The organism is Pseudoalteromonas sp. NFXS39 (assembly GCF_040148775.1).
In the GTDB taxonomy this organism is placed as follows: Bacteria; Pseudomonadota; Gammaproteobacteria; order Enterobacterales; family Alteromonadaceae; genus Pseudoalteromonas; species Pseudoalteromonas apostichopi.
The window spans coordinates 267,841-285,784 of record NZ_JAGDEC010000006.1; the positions used below are offsets into that span (position 1 = coordinate 267,841).

Genomic DNA, 17,944 nt, shown 5'->3' on the forward strand with positions numbered 1-17,944 from the left:
TACTGCAATTGAACCAACATTAGCAAAGCGTGTTTAAAAGTACATGACAAAGCGCCTGTGAATTTCAAAAACCAGCATTTTGACTGAAGAACTCAGCCTAAAAACAACCCCTTTTGCTCAGTAAAAAGTTCTACATTTACGCTATTTTCTGATAAATATCGCATTTCTGGCATCATTTTTTTATCATCTATGCGGATTCTGTTTAATACATTTACTAGCATAATGACTAACACACGATTTATTCCTTTTCGAAAACACGACATTATTAACCTTTGCCAAGTCTACTTGGGCGAACGGCAGAAAGCGTCATTTATAGAGTTTTGTGTATTACTACAAAGCGTGACACATTATCAATATCACGAACTGTTGGAATCATTAAAAGATAATTACGCGCCATTTGACCCAAATAGCGACACCCGCACACTAAAACCGATTACCAACGAGCAACGTGCCTGCTATCAATCTGCGTTTGCAAAAGATTTTGCCACGGTACTCAATGCTGCCAACTTTGAAACCATTACCAATCAAGACTTACAAGACGCGCTTAATGAAGAGTCATTATTTAAAGTGCGTTTGGCCGTTGAGTTTGATGATTTTGCTGAAGTGGTATTTTACCGTCGTGGCGAATCGCAAAAAACCGAGACTTTGCGAAGCTTCTGGGGGCTTAAGAAAAAGCAAATTCAGTTTACTAACTACGACCGCGTTGCCGTATTCATCCGCTTTAAAGACGAGCAGTATTTTTTAAAAAAAGGCAAAATGCCGCTAGGCTTTGAGCCAAACTCAACTATCGTCAAACTATTCCAGAATGTACCAAAAGCCGATTTAGAAATGCTGTTTCCCAATAGTGAAGTAAAAATGCGCCCTATAGATAAACTCATTATTGGCTCATCAGCACTAATTGGTGGTGCTGTAGTTTTAGTAACAAAATTAGGCGCCTCAATTCTACTTCTTATTGCTATGATTGCTTTTTGGGGTGGTTGGCGTAGTGAAGAAGTGCACATGAGTCAGCAGCACTTTATAACCTTTGCAATCGGCATGGGAGTGTTTGGCAGCTTTATCTTTAAAGAGTGGAGTAAATTTAAAAACCGTAAAATTCGCTTTATGAAAGCACTGGCCGACAACTTATATTTTAAAAACTTGGATAACAACGCTGGTGTTTTTCATACCCTTGTCGACGCAGCTGAAGAAGAGGATGTTAAAGAAGCTCTGCTTGCCTACACCTTTTTATTAAAAGCCAACACAGCAATGAGCGCAGAACAATTAGATAAGAGAATTGAGCAGTGGTTCAACGAACAACACAATTGCCAACTCGATTTCGAAATTGATGATGCCTTAAACAAGCTCGTAAAGCTTGAGCTGGTTAATCAGCAAGATGACGTTTATACAGCAGTTGATTTAGATAAGGCCAAACAGCGCTTAGATACGCGTTGGGATGACTATTTTAAGTTTTCCTAAGCCTTTAAAATCAGCTACTAGCACGCACAAATAGACTTTGCGTTAATTCAACTGGGGTAAATGCAACTTTATCTCAATGTGCTTGCGCACAGAATGCTCTGCTTTTAGGATAAAATTTTACGGCTAAAAAAAGACCATTCCATGCAATTAAAAAAAACAATCCTCATTGGAGCAAGTTTGCTATGCGCAGCAACGACGGCTCAGGTATATGCTAACGACAAGTTTGTCTCAGAAGATATTTTTCAACTTGAATACGCAGGTGACCCACAAATAAGTCCAGACGGTAAAAAAATCGTTTATGTGCGCAGCGGCTACGACATCATGAAAGATGGCAACAAGCGTAGCTTTTGGCTGTACGATATAAAATCTGGCCAACACACACCGCTGTTCTCTGATGAGCATAACTATAGCCAACCTACTTGGTCTCCAGATAGCAAGAAAATTGCTTTTACCAGTAACTCAAGCGGCTCAAATCAACTTCACGTTTATTGGTTAGCGCAAGACAAACAAGCATTATTAACGCAACTGCCAAAATCAGTACGTAACTTAACCTGGTCGAATGACTCTGAGCAAATTGCTTTCACTATGAGCATTCCTGAAGGTAAATCTGCGTTCGCTAAATCAGTAAAACTACCGAAGAAACCAAAAGGTGCCGAGTGGTCAAAACCTGTTAGAGTTTTTGAAAAGGCACGCTATCAAGCTGATGGCGCTGGCTTTTTAGAGCCTTCATATCGTCACGTTTTTGTTATTCCGGTTTCGGGTGGCACACCGCGTCAGTTAACATCGGGTGATTATCAGCATTATGGCCCACTAGCATGGGATCCAAGTAACACAAAACTGGCTTTTTCTGCTGATCGCAATGATGAGTGGGAGTACCGCACAACTGAGTCAGACCTTTATGAAATTAATGTAAAATCAGGTGAGCTTACGCAGCTAACTGATTTGCCTGGCCGTGAAACTAAGCCTCGTTACGCTAAAGACGGTGATGAACTTGCCTTTGTTGCCCGTGACAACGCGCCTGTGCCTTATATTAACTCAACACTATCTATGCTCGATTTAGATGATAAATCAATCAAGCATATTACTGAAAAATTAGACCGTTCAGTGGCTGATTATAAGTGGTCAGGCGATGGCGACTTTGTTATTCAGTACGATGATTTTGGTAAGCGTAAGCTCGCTAAAGTAAACAGCCGCGGTAAGGTAACTGATTTAACTGATACCGTGTCGGGCACTTCAATTGGTCGTCCGTATATCAGTGGTAGTTTCAGCATGGCCAATAATGGCGCTATTGCGTACACCACAGGCAGTGAATACCGCCCAGCTGATTTAGGCTACCTTTACAAAGGTAAAAAGAAAACGCTCACTTCATTAAACGAAGATGTGTTAGGTCATAAAAAGCTTGGTAAAGTGCACGAGCTGAATGTTAAATCGCAGTTCGATGGCCAAGCAATTCAAGGTTGGTACATCACACCACCTGATTTTGATGAAAGCAAGCAATATCCATTAATGGTTGAAATTCACGGCGGCCCACACCTGGCCTATGGCCCAAGCTTTACTGCTGAATTACAACGTTATGCCGCTGAAGGTTACGTGGTTGTGTATGTTAATTACCGTGGTTCAACAAGTTACGGTAAAGACTTTGCATTACTGCTAGACGGTAAATACAGCTCTGAAGAGGACTTTGCCGATCATAACTCTGCGGTTGATGCGATGATTGCTAAAGGCTTTATCGACAAAGATAACTTATTTATTGCTGGTGGCTCAGCAGGTGGTATCGCAACGGCTTATGCGGTTGGTTTAACAAACCGCTTCAACGCAGCTGCGATTACCAAACCGGTGATCAACTGGTTAAGTAAAACTCTTTCAGCTGACAGCTACATTGGTCAAATTCGTAACCAATTCCCTGGCATGCCATGGGATAATGTTGAGCATTACTGGAAACGTTCGCCGCTTTCATTAGTAGGTAACGTAACCACGCCATCATTGATTATGACAGGTGAAGAAGACCGCCGTACGCCAATTTCAGAATCAGAGCAATTCTACCAAGCACTAAAACTGCAAAAAGTAGATACCGTACTTATTCGTGTACCAGGCTCGCCACATGGTATTGCAGGTCGTCCATCACGCATGATTTCTAAAATTGAATACACGCTTGCGTGGTTCAAACAATATCAGAAGTAATAATTTAAACAGGAGTGAGCTGCTCACTCCTGTTTAAAAATAATGACGACTAAGCGCGAGTTGAGCAGAACCTATCGACTGCGCTTTTTCTCCACAAATACCTAAACTCACTTCACACGAGCGCAACCCCCGACTATCTAACTTTGTAAATTCTTCAACAGATAGCTGTTTGAGCAGTTGTAAAGCCTTACTTGGCAGTGGCGAATCAATAATTACCGCTTGCATATCTAACAAACTCAAACTGTTATGCATGGCAATACTGATAGCCTCAGCAGCTTTTTCAAGCCAAGGCTGAACTAGTCGTTTATGCTCTGTAAACTGACTGTCAGTTAGCTCGTACACTGAAATGCTAAGTTGCTGCTTATCAAACTCGCTTTGCAATGATAGTAATGAACATTGACTAAGTAACTGCTCCCGATCAGCGTTTAGCATTGAGCCTATAGCACCGGCATTACCACTTTTACCTCCGAGAAGTTGGTGGTTAATCACCACAGCCCCACCTAAAAAAGCCCCCAAATAAACATACAAAAAATCGCTGTAGTTATTAGGGTTACCAAGGCTTAGTTCTGCACAGCAGGCAGCGTTATTATCGTTACTAATATAAACCTGTAAATTAAACTGACTTTCTAAGTAACCTTTTAAGTCGAAATTTTGCCATTGACTAAGGGTATTTGTTGCAGTGTCTGAAGCGGCTTGCCATTGCCAAATATCAAATGGCATTGCGACACCTAAACCACACACACGCGCCCTTAATTCAGGCTCTAGTTGAGTTTTTAATTGTGGGATATGTATTTCTAAAAATGCTTTAAGTTCATCGACAGAGGGCTCTTCCACTTCAACTGATATGCTGGCTCTTTGGTTACTTTGTAGGTCAACTAAAATAAGGTCAAAACGACGTCGACCAATTTTCAAACCAAAACTAAATGCGCCATCTGGGTTGAGTCTAAACGGCACGCTAGGCTGCCCTACTCGTCCCTTTAAAGGTGCTCCTCGCAGTAATAAGTTGTCTTCTTCTAGCTTATTAATATTTACCATCGCAGCTTGAGCAGATAAAGATAGCGCCTTAGCTATTTGCGCTTTAGGCATACTTTCATGCTGCCTAATTAAGCTTAAGATGGCACGTTCGTTACAGCTTCTCACTGTTGGGTTTAGACTGCGATTCATAACATCCTTCATAGTAAAGTCTCATGACCGGCCTATTAGACCTGTTTGTCATACTATCTGCCACTATAAATAATAAATCAACCTAGTTGATTTATTATTTATAGTCGTGAATACTGTCGCTTACAACAATATGAACACATTAAACTGGTGAGCTATGCAAACACAGTCCGCTATTGTATCGCGCCAAATGCTTTGGCCTTTTATTCTACTTACAATTTGCTTTGCAGCTTGGGGCACTGCAGCCAATATGACAGACCCATTAGTTAAAGTTTTTAGCAAAACATTTTCGATGAGTGCGCTGCAATCTGCCTTAGTGCAATTTAGTTATTATGGCGCTTACTTTTGCTTGGCTTTACCCGCTGCAATGATTAACAGACGGTTTAATTACAAAACTGGGTTGCTAGTTGGTTTAGCCATGGCCGCATGTGGAGCATTACTGTTTTATCCCGCCAGCCAAACCATGCTCTATAGTCACTTTTTATTAGCCTTGTTTATTCTTGCGGGCGGTTTGTCTATTTTAGAAACCTCTGCAAATCCTTATGTTATGCAGCTTGGATGCGAACAAACAGCAACTCGCAGGCTCAACCTAGCCCAAGCCTTCAATCCTGTGGGTACTAATATAGGTGTGTTTTTGGCGGCTACTTTAATCTTGCCAAACCTAAATCAAGCAGATAGTGCTGGCCGCGCCCTAATGAGTGAGGCGCAATTAAAAACAGTTGTGAGTGCTGAACTTAATGCCGTAATGGTGCCGTATGTCGGTATGGCGTGTTGTTTAATCTTGCTGTGGCTATGTATCTTTTGTAGCCGATCGCCTGTAACAGTAGCAAAAGCGGCAACACCAGCTCGAAAGCTTAAAAAGACCTTTCAACATTTGTACCAAAATAAGCATTATCGATTTGGTGTGCTAGCACAGTTTTTTAATGTTGGAGCCCAAACTTGTGTGTGGACTTACACCATCGGCTATACGATGGAAGCTCTTAACACAACTGAAGTTACGGGCGGCCAAGTCTTACAGTATTCTATGTTGGTGTTTTTAGTGTCTCGCTTCATTATGACTTGGCTAATGCGCTTTATAAACGCGGCTAAATTGCTCCGTTTTATGGCCTTAGGTGCAGCCGTACTTTGTTTTGTTGTTGCAACCCAAGTTAATTTAGCTGGTGTGATAGCACTCGTTGCTATTTCAAGTTGTCTCTCTTTGATGTTTCCAACTATTTACGGGACGGCACTTGAGGGTTTAGGTGATGATGCAAAGGTCGGCGCGGCAGGCTTAGTTATGGCGATTTTAGGAGGAGCATTTTTACCCCTGATCCAAGCCGCAACTATCGATGCATTTAACACTGCTGTGTCATTTGTTGTTCCGCTCATTTGCTTTTTGGTTGTAGCTTTATATGGTCACCACAGCAAAGTAGCAGCTCACTTCGTTAAGCAAACTGATATAAAACTCCACGCAGGGCAGTTGCAGGACTAAACGCATCAATGAGATAATGCACCTCGTTTACCTACTTAAGCGAGGTGTATCATCAATTAATGGCACATATTACATTTTTCTTGGTCAAATTTTTGGCCTTTTCTGTTGGCTGTTTTGCCTGCTTTTTGCTTCATGACCAAGCCAATGTTGCCCTTGTTTTATCTGCCGCTGTTACCGGTTTAGTTGGCACATTTATTCCTTTCCCGGCTCGTTTTGGAAATCACCCTTATGCAGCTATTTACGCAGGAAGCTTTGCCGGCATGTGCTCATCAAGTTTAATTGATAGTTACTGGGAACTAAGTTTTATTTCTTTGATCGGTGCCTGTCTTTATATGCTAACTATGAATCTATTTGCAGGTTTTGGTGGTCGCCTTGGTAGTGTTGCCTTTGCCAGTGTTGCTCTGTTTATGATGGCTAAAGGAGTCTTATAGTGGATATATTTATAGCACTAACCGCTTTAGCAGGTGCATTATCTACCTACCTAATAGCACATCATAATCGCTTTGATGCCATTCGAGCATCTGCTGCCTCAAGCATTATTGCTTATGGCATTTTGAGCTTATTACCAGTAAATTTAGCGCTTTACTCTGTGGCATTTTTTGGCGGGACGTTTATTGGTATGAGCGCACCAAAGCGCTTTGGATTCTTCACGTTAACTATTTCTTCTTTACTATTTTCTATCTTATTTGAATACTTAGTCCCTCTATTGGATGGCTATGGTGGTGCACTAGGCTTGAGTGCCTTTTTATCGGTCTGTATTTGCCACATGGGCATTTTAATGGGCGCACCACGCAGTAAGAAAAGCAATTAAATATTCCAGGCCTTTTAAAAGCCTATACCTTTGCATTAAGATTTATTAGTATGTTAATTGTTTATTTATAAATAATGGATATTTATGCCGTTTCGCTCATTACTGATTGCTATCATGCTTCTGTGCATCAGTTGTGCAACTGCTGCGGATAATTTGACCTTTATTGCTGAAGACTTGCCTCCATACCACTTTATTAATCAGCAAGGCGAAGCAGATGGCGCACTTATAGAAGTTATTGAAGCTACTTTAGCGCAGGCAGATCTAGCGGGTGAGTTTAGAATAATGCCGATGGCTCGGGCTTTTCATGAGCTTGAAAACAATCCAAACATACTAATGATCTCGCTTTTAAAAAACCCAGCTCGTGAAGCTAAATTTAAATGGCTGGGGCAAACGTATTTCTCTGATGCTTATTTAGTTGATCTGGCTTCTCAAAGTCAAAACCATGAAGTACAAAGCCTAAAACAAGCTGAGAAATACCGCGTTGCGACTATACGTGGTTATTCCAGCGAACATTATTTAAAGCAAGCAGGATTTAGTGAAGATAAAAACTTAGTGTTAGTAAGTCATTATCATCAGCTGTGGCAGATGCTTGAAAAAGAACGAATCGATTTTGTACTAACCAATACACTCACCCTGCAAAATGAACTTGTTTTATCAAATGTAGAAGCTAAAAAAATTCATAAAAGCCTTCACTTAGATGACTTTCCTTCAGAGCTTTATTTAGCTGCAAACTTGAATTTAAATCCTGACACGGCAATGAGGTTAAGCATTGCACTTTCGACACTTAAAGAAACAGGTCAATACCAAGCCATTTTAGAAAAGTGGCAGCTCCCTCTACCCACAGCCCCTAAATAACGCAAATTTGAAATCATTTTTTAATTCGAGAATAAGCATATCTTCCCGAAAGTTGATTGATTTTGTAGCTAAATTTCAATAACACCAGATATCTTTCCAAGAATAAATGAAGCTGATGCCGACCAAGGTCGCATATTATTTAATCAAAATCCCCCTTATATTTTTTTATACGTTGTACAAATCTCTCACTAAAAAGTATAGGAGCCTCATTATGGCGGGCGAATATCAACAACAATATCAACAATTTCAGCGCAATCCGGGCCAATTTTGGCTTGAACAAAGTAAACGGGTTCCTTGGTTTAAAGAACCTAGTACACCCTATCAATATGACGATAATGATTTTTATCACTGGTTTGCTGATGGTCAGCTAAACACTAGTTACCTAGCCCTCGACCAACACGTCGAAGCAGGCTTTGCAGATCAAATCGCTCTGATTTACGACTCCCCTGTTACCAATACTAAACAACAATACAGCTATGGCGAGTTACAAACTCAAGTTGCCAAATTTGCGGGACTTATGCAGTCCCTTGGCGTAAGTAAAGGTGACCGTGTCGTTATTTATATGCCAATGATCCCACAAGCCGTTATTGGTATGCTGGCATGTGCGCGTCTTGGTGCCATTCACTCAGTCGTATTTGGTGGTTTTGCACCGCACGAGTTAGCAGTTCGTATTGATGATGCAAAACCTAAACTTGTGCTTACAGCGTCTTGCGGGGTTGAAGTCAACCATGTCATTGAATATAAGCCTTTGCTTGATGAAGCTCTCGAAAACGCCAAGCATGTAGTTGAACACTGTGTTGTATTTCAGCGTGAACAAGCTATTGCCGAGATGCAAGATGGCAGAGACATCGATTGGCAATCAGCCTCAGATGCAGCGAGCGAAGTGGGTGCAGTGCCAGTGGCAGGTGATGATCCCCTTTATATCCTTTATACCTCTGGTACGACAGGAACACCTAAAGGAGTGGTTCGAGAAAATGGGGGTCATGCTGTCGCAATGCATTACAGCATGGAAACTGTGTATGGTATGAAACCCGGCGAAGTATTTTGGGCCGCCTCTGACATCGGTTGGGTCGTTGGTCACTCTTACATTGTTTACGCGCCACTTATTTATCGCTGCACTACAATACTATATGAAGGCAAACCAATTAGAACACCTGATGCAAGTGCCTTTTGGCGAGTGGTTGAAGATTACAAGGTCACCGCATTATTCAGTGCCCCTACTGCGTTTCGCGCAATTAAAAAAGAGGACCCTACAGCCGAGGGCTTCAAACAATACGATACCTCTAGTTTAAAACGCTTATTCCTTGCTGGTGAGCGCTTAGATCCACCAACTTATGAGTGGCTCAAAGACAACACAGGCTTGCCAGTGCTCGACCACTGGTGGCAAACAGAAACAGGTTGGGCTATCGCTTGTAATCCAATTGGTATCGAGCAACTTGCAACTAAACCGGGCAGCTCAACGGTACCGACACCGGGCTTTGATGTACAAATTCTTGATATGAATGGTGAGCAGTGCGCTGCAAACGAAAGTGGTGCTGTGGTCATTAAACTGCCCTTACCACCTGGCTGTTTACCAACAATTTGGCAAAACAATGAACGTTTTCAAGCGGGCTATTTAAACGAATATCCAGGTTATTATCTCTCTGGTGACGGTGGCTATATTGATGATGATGGTTATCTGTTTATTATGGGCCGTACAGACGATGTTATTAATGTCGCAGGTCACCGCTTATCAACAGGTGAAATGGAAGAAATTGTGGCTGCTCACCCAGCTGTTGCTGAATGCGCAGTGTTTGGTGTTAACGACGCACTAAAAGGCCAATTACCGATGGCGATGATTGTACTCAAAGACGACTACCTCGGTGATAGCAAAGAGGTGGAGCAAGAGCTTATCCACACAGTCAGGCATCAAATTGGCGCTATTGCCTGTTTGAAAACAATCGTTCATGTTGAGCGCTTACCAAAAACCCGCTCAGGGAAAATACTCAGAAAGAACTTACGCCAACTGGTCGATGGTGAAGAACTACAAATTCCATCCACCATTGATGACGCGAGTATTTTTGATGAGATCAACCAACAACTTAACAATCGCTGATCAGCTTTTGTAATGTTACCCAAAGGCCTTGTTGTAAGGCCTTTATTCGTTTTGGCCTACGCCTTGCAACTTCACTAGTAAGTTAGCAAACGAAAAGGTAGTTAACATGGCTGTTATCGCAGGTTATATCCAATTCAATGAATTAGGCAAAACAGAATTTCATTATATTAATCAACTATCTGATGCATTTAATCGCTATAAAAAAACAGATGTTAAGCGCTTTGATTGTGAGAATGGAGCTATTTTTCACTATGATTTCGATGCATACCAACAAGCAAGTTGGTTGCAAACTGAGTCGCAAATTGCAACGCTGATTGGCCATCCTTTACTCAGCAGCTCCCGTAGTGATGATTTAAAGGCCATGGCAAATGCAACCTCACTCAACACCTGTTTACAGCAATGTGAAGGGGTTTTTAGCTTTTGCCAGTTTAATAGCCAATTAGGCTGCTTAGTACTTGCTACTGATCCACTTGGGTTAAAACCATTTTATACCTTAAAAACTGCACATGGCTTACTATTTTCGACCAACTTAGGCTTATTTAAACAGTTGAGTATTGAGCTTGAAAGCGATGCAGAAGCCCTCACTGAGCTTGCTGTGCTTGGCTACCCGCTTCTTGACCACACACCTTATAAAAACATTAAATGCTCATATCCAGGCGAAATATTACGGTTTGATGTCAGCCATGGCGTGGTAAAACAACGTTACTTTGACTGGGTCGCCCTTGCCAAACAAAACCATGAGGTGACAGATGCAATTGATGGAGTCACTCAGGCTTTTCGCAGTGTTGTTACAAAAGCGATGCACACCGATAAAAAAGTGCTGAGCACCCTCTCTGGAGGTCTAGATTCGCGACTAATTAATTGTGAACTGTTACGCCAAGGGGTTGAGCTCAAATCGTTTAATTTTTCAAAGTCAGATAGCCAAGATCTCTATTGCGCAAAACAATATGCTTCGCAAAACGCCCTTAAGCTTGAAGTAGTGCAAGTACGAGATACGCAAAAGCTTTCTGTTGAACAGCGGCTTGGTAAATACTGGCGTAAGGCGCATCACAATGAATATAAAACCGTTACAAGACCACAGATCAGTTGGTCAGGTAATGGCGGCAGTGTTGGCTTAGGTGCCGTATTTTATGGCGACGATATTTATGCAGCAGCAAAAGAAAACAATCTTGATAAACTCATTCAAGCTTATTTAGATCAGCAGTACGCTTATTTGCCAAAGTCAGTAGTTCATAATGCGGCTATGCTGCAACAAAAATTAATAGATAACCTAAAAGTTAGTTTTAAACCCTTGGCTGAATTACCACTCGAAAAAGCATTTCAGCTATTTTTACTTCTCAATGATCAACACCATCATTTGAGCATTCCAAATGAGCAAGTATGCGACTTTAAAATGGAGTTCTTCCATCCATTCTATTCGTGGAAAGTACTGCAATATCCTCTAGCTGTCCCTGTTGAATATGTACGTAAACACCGCTTTTATCAGCGCTGGCTGAAAACCAGTTATCCACGAGCTATGCTTGCACCATGGCAAGCATACCCAGGTCATATGCCTTGCCCAATTAAAGTAAACTACCAATCACAATGGCAATTTAACAATAACAACCTGATGCGTTTTGGCGAGCTATTTAAGTTGTGGTACGAGATTATGCGCTTTGACCGCCATCAATTGATCAAACGCAGTCACTTTACTGCGTTATGCTTATTACAATTAGCACACTTAAAAAATGCACAGTCGAATATTCGCATTGCTCAGCGGTTCTGTCAGTGGTAATTAAAAGCGTGTAATGCCCTCAACTGAGGGCATTATTACGAAATACAAAAACTACTTTCTAAAAAAATACATTACAGGCTAGAATCTAGTCAGTTATTAATAATTTAAGCCGAGACTTTAATGAGAAAATGGACACTTCCTCTGCTGTCATTAATCGTATTAGCAGGCTGTACCTCTGTCAGCAAAGATGAATGTTTGCAAGCCAATTGGCAAGGTATAGGTTATAAACATGGTGCTGATGGAACGGAATATCACGATGGGCTAGATGCATTATCGCAATGCGGCGAATATGGCGTTAGTGCTGATATTGCTGAATATAAAGTGGGGTACGATCTGGGTCTGGCTGTATATTGTGAGCCCGAAAATGGTTTTACCCTTGGCATACAAGGGGTCTCTTACAATGGGGTATGTAACAGCACCGCTTTTCGTAAAGCATGGCAAGAAGGAAACGACAGATATCAAGTACAGCAAAGGCTCGCATACATAGATGACCGAATTGACGATATTGACCGGCGCTTAAAAAATATTCGCGCTGAGCTTAATAGCAATCAGCTCGATAATGGCCAACAAAAAGAGTTGTATAGAGAACGTAAAGATTTAGAACATGAACGCAAAGATTTACGCAAAGAGCGCGCATTGTTACCTCTTTTAAATAAACTACCTAGTGTCGAAATATCAACCCAGTGGTGAGGCTTTATGTTTAAGCTTCATCTGATACATTTGCTCGTCAGCATTGGCGAGTAACTCTTTCGCGTTTTTACCATTCTCTGGGTAAAGCGCGATTCCAAAACTAGCACTGACAGGCACTTTGGTTGCGTAGCGCTTTGCTACGTCCTCAACCGCTTTTTTGCAACGCTCAGCAATGTCTTGGCAAACCAAATGTTTCGATAAATTCGGCAATAAAATGACAAACTCATCGCCCCCAATGCGCGCTAATATATCTTTATCACGCAGCTGAAGTGAAAGCTGCTCACTGATTTCAAGAAGTAGATTATCGCCCTGCTCGTGACCAAAGGTATCGTTCACCAGTTTAAAGTTATCAAGGTCTACATAAATCAATGAAAACCAATTTTCTTCACTTGTCGCACTAAGAGTAATTGAATGCAACTGGATATCTAAACCACGACGATTTAAAAGCTTAGTGAGTGGGTCTTGATTAACTAATTGAGCAAGTAGCTGGCGCTTTTCTACAGCTTGCGAAATATCATCAAATGCCCCAATGAAATGACTAATATGGCCATGTTCATCATACAATGCATCGATAGTTAACAGTTCAGGAAATACTTCACCCGTTTTACGCTTGTTCCATACTTCACCTTGCCAGCGGCCACTCTTTAAGAGAACTTCCCACATCTGTACATAGAACTCTTTTGGCTGCTGATTAGCTGAAAATACGGATGGATTTTTTCCGATGACATCCGATTTTTTAAACCCGGTTATCTGCTCGAATGCAGGATTAACATCCACAATTTTAGGCTCTGCCGTTGTAATCAAAATACCGCGACTAGTTGTTGAAAAAACCGCTGTAAGCAGTTGTATTTTCTCGTTCCTTTTTACTTCTTCTGAAACATCTTCGATATAGCCATTCCATTCAACGCTTCCATTCACACGGGCTATGGGTGACGATTTTCCTTCAACCCAAATCACACCTTTTTTTGGGTGATTAACTCGGTATATCTCGTGCCAATCACATAATTCTACTCGTGATTTTTCAATGCTTTTAACAACTCGGGCTAAGTCATCAGGGTGAATAATCTGCATAATTAAATCTGCAGATTTTTTTATTTCATTAGCAGTACAGCCATAGATATCAAAGACTTTTGAACTAGCAAAAGGAAAACATGCCTTACCGTTTTTATCGACTACATACTGATAAACAAACCCGGGTAAGTTATCAGTAAATTTTTGCAACTTGGCATGTAAAAAATCAATTTCACGCTCTTTTAACCACTGCTCAGTAATATCGATATGAACACCAAGCATCCACTCTGGATTACCATCTTCATCCCAACTGTGCACCTTTCCTTTATCGAGCACCTTAACCCAATGTCCCTGTTTGTGTTTCATGCGCGCTTCACAGATATAGCGCTCTGACTCCCCTTTGAAGTGAGCATGTAAAAGTTGTTCTGATTTTGGCAAGTCGCCTGGATGAGCATAGCTGAGCCAGGTTTCAATTGAAATTGGCGATAACTCTTTCAGTGTATAGCCGATAATGTTCGCCCATTTATCATTGAAAACAGTTTCGCCTGTTTTTACATTCCAAAGCCAAATTCCCGCATCACTACTGTCGAGAATTAGCTGAGATAGGTCAAAACCAAGCTGCGATTTTATCGCATCATACCCTTCACTAAATACCATAATTAGCCTTGTTAACTAGGCCTTTCAAAATTAAAGCAAGCCTTAATTATTATTCTAGTTAACAAAATAAAAAATACTAAAAATCCGTGAAGAATATTGATCTAACACAGGCTATGAAGATATCGGCCAATCCACCTCATTGACACTATCCACACTGTTTGTAATTGTTTGCTCTCCTTGCCATATATCAATATAACGAGCCAAGGGGTCATATAGCGCTGTTTGCTTATTGATATGAAAATGCCGCCCGCCTCTAGGATCAACACCGACGCCCGCAATATATTGCCAATTCCCCCAGTTCGCAGCCACATCATAATCTATGAGTTGTTGTTCGAAATAGGCCGCGCCATAACGCCAGTCAAGAGCAAACTCATTAACCAAACAGCTTGCCGCAATTTGCCGCGAACGGTTAGAAATATAGCCTGTCGCATTAAGCTCATGCATTATTGCATTTACCAAAGCAAATGGTGTGCACCCTTGGCACCACGCATTAAAACGGTGACTGTTAAAAGTGGTCAGTGGCGCACTGTGCTTTAACCCGTTAAAGTGGAAAAGTTTTGCGCCAATTTGCATTGCGTGCCATTTAAAGTATTCGCGCCAAAGCAATTCAAACTTTATCCAATAACTAGATTCATTAGCACCGTTTTGCAATTCATATATTTCAACTTCTCTGTACAGCTGTTTTGCGCTAATTTCGCCACCAGCAAGCCATATACTAAATTTAGTACTATTGCTAAAACCGTCTAACTCATTACGTGTTTCTTTATAACTGCTCGGCGCTTTTGACGAAAAGTACTGACGACAATGTTGTTGGGCAGCAATTAAACCACCTTTAAAACTACCTGACCTAGTTGGAGCATCATCAACAGTGTTCTCAGGGCATAGTTGTACGGGATGAGGTAAGTAACTTACAGGCTGCAGCGGCGCTGCTATAAATGTTGACTCTGCTTCTACCTTTTTACGAAAGGCTGTAAAGTTTTTAGGTAGGTTATCAAGTTGGAATGGCAAGTCACTTGCTTTAAACAAGGTATCTTGCTGATAGGTTTTCACTGTTACTTGAGGGCATAATGCTTTGATTTTGCCAAGCTGTTTTTGCTCATAAGTACCAACCTGCTCAGTACAAACCAATGCTTCAATTTCATATTTTCGCAAACGCTGAGTTATAACTTGCTCTGGCTCTCCGGTGATCACATGTAGAGTTTGCCCAAGCTTCTCAAGCTCTTTTGCAAATGCAGCTAGACTCTCAAGTAAAAAGTTGTACTTGTGCGTGCCATACGGTTTTGACTGAAAGTTAGTTTGCCTAAACCAGCGTGGTTCAATCACATACACTAAATCTAGCTCGCCGTTAAACTCAGCTAATTCAGATAAAATTTCATTGTCGACCAAACGTAAGTCATTTTGCAGCCAGTATAAAACACGCTTTTTCATTATTTACTCTACTAGAAGCTTTAAAAACACATACGTAAGCCGACCATTTAAAGATTAACTTCGCCATAATGAGTTAGCACACGGCTTATTAATCAACACCTTATAATATTCAATAAAGTTTAAGTTTTAGTTAAGTTTTTCTTAAGTTAGCGATTTTATGCTGAGAACTGTAAAGAATTTAAAAGGTTGATAAAGCAAACAAGCTGCGTCTCCTTCGTATTTAGTAGGCATAATAAAGATGAATAAAATAACACCTGTTTTATTATTAACATGCACTGCTACAGGGACAGTATACGCAAATGAACCTTTAAGCTTAGACGTCGTCTGTGAAGTAAAAAGTAAACCAACTGCTGAGTTAAGCGAAGAAAAAGATATCACTGTTGATAAACTCAACATTGATACACATACGATTTTTGATCCAAATGATCCTGAAACAACCGCTCTACATCGCTTTATAAACTGGCTGCACATAGATACCAAAAACAAAGTTGTCAGTGAGCAAATTACCTTTAAAGAAGGCGATCTAGTCAGTGAGCGTCAACTGCAAGAAGCAGAGCGTATTCTACGCAGCAAAAAGTACTTAAGAGATGCCAAAGTTAGCTATACAAAAGACTGCCTTGAAGATGAACCACGCGTGGTACAAATAGATACGTGGGACACGTGGAGTTTATTACCAACTATTAATTTTGGCCGTAGTAGCGGCAATAACAAATACAGCTTAGGCTTTAAAGAAGAGAACTTTTTGGGGTACGGGATCCGCGCATCATTAAAGTATAAATCAGATCACGAACGCTCAGGCTATCACTCTGTGCTGCAAATGCCGGTTCCTTGGCAGCCTCATGCGACCCTCACTTTACAAGCTGATGACTACGATGACGGGCAAGTCTTTTTAGTGGATTATCATCAGCCTTTTTATCAACGTAGTAGTGACGCACTGATGCGCTACTTTGCCAAGTCACAAAAACAAAAAAGCTATATTTATCAAAATGGACTGACTCGTTCAGAATTTTTCACTGATGAATTAATCGCACAGTTCGCCTATGGTGGAATTTTGTCACAGGACAGAAAGCAAACCTTTCACTGGCTAGCTGGGATTGATTACGAAGATGTTAGTTACCGCCCTTTCGATACAAAACCTTTACCCGCAGGTCTTAGCGATTACAGTATTGCTGCGCCGTGGGTCGGATTACATTGGTTAGAAGACAACTATACTGTTTTACAGGATATTGACCTCATAAACCACAACGAAGACGTTAACCTAGGCTGGGAGCTAAACTCAAAGTTTGCTATAGATACCGTTAATTTGGGGCAAGGATTTTTGTTTGATACTAATCTCACCAAAGCTTGGTTTAACAATAACACTTTGTATCGCTTTGCCACGGGTATCAAGGGCAATGTAGGTACTGAGCTTGATGACCGCTTTGCTATATATTCAAAAGCACAAATGAACTATCGCTGGTCAGATGCATTTGCCTTTTATGCTCATGTAAATGGTCATTGGCAAAACCATGAGTTTGCAGAGAAACCGCTGGCTGTTGGCGGTGAAGAAGGCATGCGAGGCTTTCCAGAAAGTTACCAACATGGTACTTCAAGCTTACAAGCAACTGCTGAGCTAAGAATGTACCCAAACATCAATCTATATCAGTTTGTGGATGTTGGCTTTGTCGGTTTTGTCGATGTAGGGCAAGCATTCGGCAGCACTGAAACGGCGAATATTTCAGATTCAATGCTAACCAGTGCTGGTGTGGGTATTCGTCTATATTCATCGCGTTCAAGTAACGATAACGTTATACATATCGACTTTAGTTCGCCTCTTGGCAGTTATCAAGATGTTGATTCGTGGCAAATAGGAATGTCAGTAGAAACAACCTTTTAAGCATCTTGTTCTTTACTCATGAGTTCCCCCATGCGCTCGATTAGCTCTTGCTCTGTGAGGTCTTCTTTATGCGTTGCAATATTCCAGATATGACCAAATGGATCGGCTAAAGTCCCCAATCTGTCACCATAAAACTGATCATGTACCGGACGTAACTCTTTTGCACCTAACGACAACGCTTTAGCAAAGACAGCATCGACATCCTCAACATAAAGCATCATATTTACAGGGGTGCCACCAAGCTGCTGTGGAGATTTATATTCCATTTCAGGGTAAGCATCAGAAAGCATGATGTAGGAGTCACCTATTATTATCTCGGCATGTGCAACCCCTCCGTCAGGCATAGGCATTTGCATTACTAGCTCAGCAGCAAACGCCTCTTTGTAAAATTCAATAGCTTTAGAAGCGCCTTCAATAATCAAATACGGGGTGACCGCATGAAAACCTTTAGGAATTGCAGAAACAGCCATGTTAAACCT

14 protein-coding genes are annotated in these 17,944 nt (G+C 41.2%); 10 read left to right on the forward strand and 4 right to left on the reverse strand.

All coding sequences use genetic code 11. The features are described 5' to 3' along the window. The first annotated feature begins 222 nt into the window (after positions 1-222). Together J3455_RS13270 and J3455_RS13275 are read left to right on the forward strand one after the other, a co-directional pair. Complete coding sequence (locus J3455_RS13270; protein WP_286259120.1) at positions 223-1,455, forward strand: TMEM143 family protein; 1,233 nt, start codon at positions 223-225, stop codon at positions 1,453-1,455. 141 nt (positions 1,456-1,596) lie between these two features. Further along, complete coding sequence (locus J3455_RS13275; RefSeq protein WP_167658026.1) at positions 1,597-3,636, forward strand: S9 family peptidase; 2,040 nt, start codon at positions 1,597-1,599, stop codon at positions 3,634-3,636. Between the two features lie 33 nt (positions 3,637-3,669). Here the strand turns inward: J3455_RS13275 and J3455_RS13280 are convergent, their stop codons facing one another. Then, a complete protein-coding gene (locus J3455_RS13280; protein ID WP_349561896.1) occupies positions 3,670-4,800 on the reverse strand; it encodes an ROK family transcriptional regulator in 1,131 nt (376 codons plus the stop codon). Positions 4,801-4,954: 154 nt separating this feature from the next. Between J3455_RS13280 and fucP the strand changes: the two genes are divergently transcribed. From fucP to J3455_RS13315, 7 genes are all read left to right on the forward strand, one after another. Further along, entirely contained in the window at positions 4,955-6,268 is a 1,314-nt protein-coding gene (gene fucP, locus J3455_RS13285) for an L-fucose:H+ symporter permease (protein WP_294091872.1), read from the forward strand. Positions 6,269-6,327: 59 nt separating this feature from the next. Then, positions 6,328-6,699 (forward strand): hypothetical protein, encoded by a 372-nt coding sequence (locus tag J3455_RS13290; RefSeq protein WP_175580399.1) that lies wholly within the window; start codon positions 6,328-6,330, stop codon positions 6,697-6,699. After that, complete coding sequence (locus J3455_RS13295; RefSeq protein ID WP_294091876.1) at positions 6,699-7,079, forward strand: hypothetical protein; 381 nt, start codon at positions 6,699-6,701, stop codon at positions 7,077-7,079. The genes J3455_RS13290 and J3455_RS13295 overlap by 1 nt, the downstream gene beginning before the upstream one ends. Positions 7,080-7,163: 84 nt before the next feature. Continuing rightward, positions 7,164-7,934 (forward strand): substrate-binding periplasmic protein, encoded by a 771-nt coding sequence (locus J3455_RS13300; RefSeq protein ID WP_178927260.1) that lies wholly within the window; start codon positions 7,164-7,166, stop codon positions 7,932-7,934. A 211-nt stretch (positions 7,935-8,145) separates the two neighbouring features. Further along, positions 8,146-10,029, forward strand: coding sequence for an acetate--CoA ligase (locus tag J3455_RS13305; protein WP_178927261.1), 1,884 nt, complete (start codon positions 8,146-8,148; stop codon positions 10,027-10,029). A 106-nt stretch (positions 10,030-10,135) separates the two neighbouring features. Then, positions 10,136-11,803 (forward strand): asparagine synthase-related protein, encoded by a 1,668-nt coding sequence (locus tag J3455_RS13310; protein WP_167658031.1) that lies wholly within the window; start codon positions 10,136-10,138, stop codon positions 11,801-11,803. A gap of 120 nt (positions 11,804-11,923) precedes the next feature. Beyond that, positions 11,924-12,493 (forward strand): DUF2799 domain-containing protein, encoded by a 570-nt coding sequence (locus tag J3455_RS13315; RefSeq protein WP_178927262.1) that lies wholly within the window; start codon positions 11,924-11,926, stop codon positions 12,491-12,493. On the opposite strand, the gene J3455_RS13320 is transcribed toward J3455_RS13315, so the two are convergent. Together J3455_RS13320 and J3455_RS13325 are read right to left on the reverse strand one after the other, a co-directional pair. Then, positions 12,479-14,161, reverse strand: coding sequence for a GGDEF domain-containing protein (locus J3455_RS13320; RefSeq protein WP_349561897.1), 1,683 nt, complete (start codon positions 14,159-14,161; stop codon positions 12,479-12,481). The two genes, J3455_RS13315 and J3455_RS13320, sit on opposite strands and share 15 nt — an antisense overlap. Positions 14,162-14,272: 111 nt before the next feature. Beyond that, positions 14,273-15,589, reverse strand: coding sequence for a DASH family cryptochrome (locus tag J3455_RS13325; RefSeq protein WP_250661109.1), 1,317 nt, complete (start codon positions 15,587-15,589; stop codon positions 14,273-14,275). Between the two features lie 238 nt (positions 15,590-15,827). Here J3455_RS13325 and J3455_RS13330 point away from each other — a divergent pair, with 238 nt between their 5' ends. Next, entirely contained in the window at positions 15,828-17,465 is a 1,638-nt protein-coding gene (locus tag J3455_RS13330; protein ID WP_178927265.1) for a BamA/TamA family outer membrane protein, read from the forward strand. On the opposite strand, the gene J3455_RS13335 is transcribed toward J3455_RS13330, so the two are convergent. Continuing rightward, a complete protein-coding gene (locus J3455_RS13335) occupies positions 17,462-17,935 on the reverse strand; it encodes a VOC family protein (protein WP_130050917.1) in 474 nt (157 codons plus the stop codon). The two genes, J3455_RS13330 and J3455_RS13335, sit on opposite strands and share 4 nt — an antisense overlap. Between the last annotated feature and the right edge of the window lie 9 nt (positions 17,936-17,944).

Bases quoted from the DNA above. Each gene is read 5' to 3' on its own strand.
- J3455_RS13270 (WP_286259120.1), top strand. From the start codon at position 223: ATGACTAACACACGATTTATTCCTTTTCGAAAACACGACATTATTAAC.
- J3455_RS13275 (WP_167658026.1), top strand. From the start codon at position 1,597: ATGCAATTAAAAAAAACAATCCTCATTGGAGCAAGTTTGCTATGCGCA.
- J3455_RS13280 (WP_349561896.1), bottom strand. From the start codon at position 4,800: ATGAATCGCAGTCTAAACCCAACAGTGAGAAGCTGTAACGAACGTGCC.
- fucP (WP_294091872.1), top strand. From the start codon at position 4,955: ATGCAAACACAGTCCGCTATTGTATCGCGCCAAATGCTTTGGCCTTTT.
- J3455_RS13290 (WP_175580399.1), top strand. From the start codon at position 6,328: ATGGCACATATTACATTTTTCTTGGTCAAATTTTTGGCCTTTTCTGTT.
- J3455_RS13300 (WP_178927260.1), top strand. From the start codon at position 7,164: ATGCCGTTTCGCTCATTACTGATTGCTATCATGCTTCTGTGCATCAGT.
- J3455_RS13305 (WP_178927261.1), top strand. From the start codon at position 8,146: ATGGCGGGCGAATATCAACAACAATATCAACAATTTCAGCGCAATCCG.
- J3455_RS13310 (WP_167658031.1), top strand. From the start codon at position 10,136: ATGGCTGTTATCGCAGGTTATATCCAATTCAATGAATTAGGCAAAACA.
- J3455_RS13315 (WP_178927262.1), top strand. From the start codon at position 11,924: ATGAGAAAATGGACACTTCCTCTGCTGTCATTAATCGTATTAGCAGGC.
- J3455_RS13320 (WP_349561897.1), bottom strand. From the start codon at position 14,161: ATGGTATTTAGTGAAGGGTATGATGCGATAAAATCGCAGCTTGGTTTT.
- J3455_RS13325 (WP_250661109.1), bottom strand. From the start codon at position 15,589: ATGAAAAAGCGTGTTTTATACTGGCTGCAAAATGACTTACGTTTGGTC.
- J3455_RS13330 (WP_178927265.1), top strand. From the start codon at position 15,828: ATGAATAAAATAACACCTGTTTTATTATTAACATGCACTGCTACAGGG.
- J3455_RS13335 (WP_130050917.1), bottom strand. From the start codon at position 17,935: ATGGCTGTTTCTGCAATTCCTAAAGGTTTTCATGCGGTCACCCCGTAT.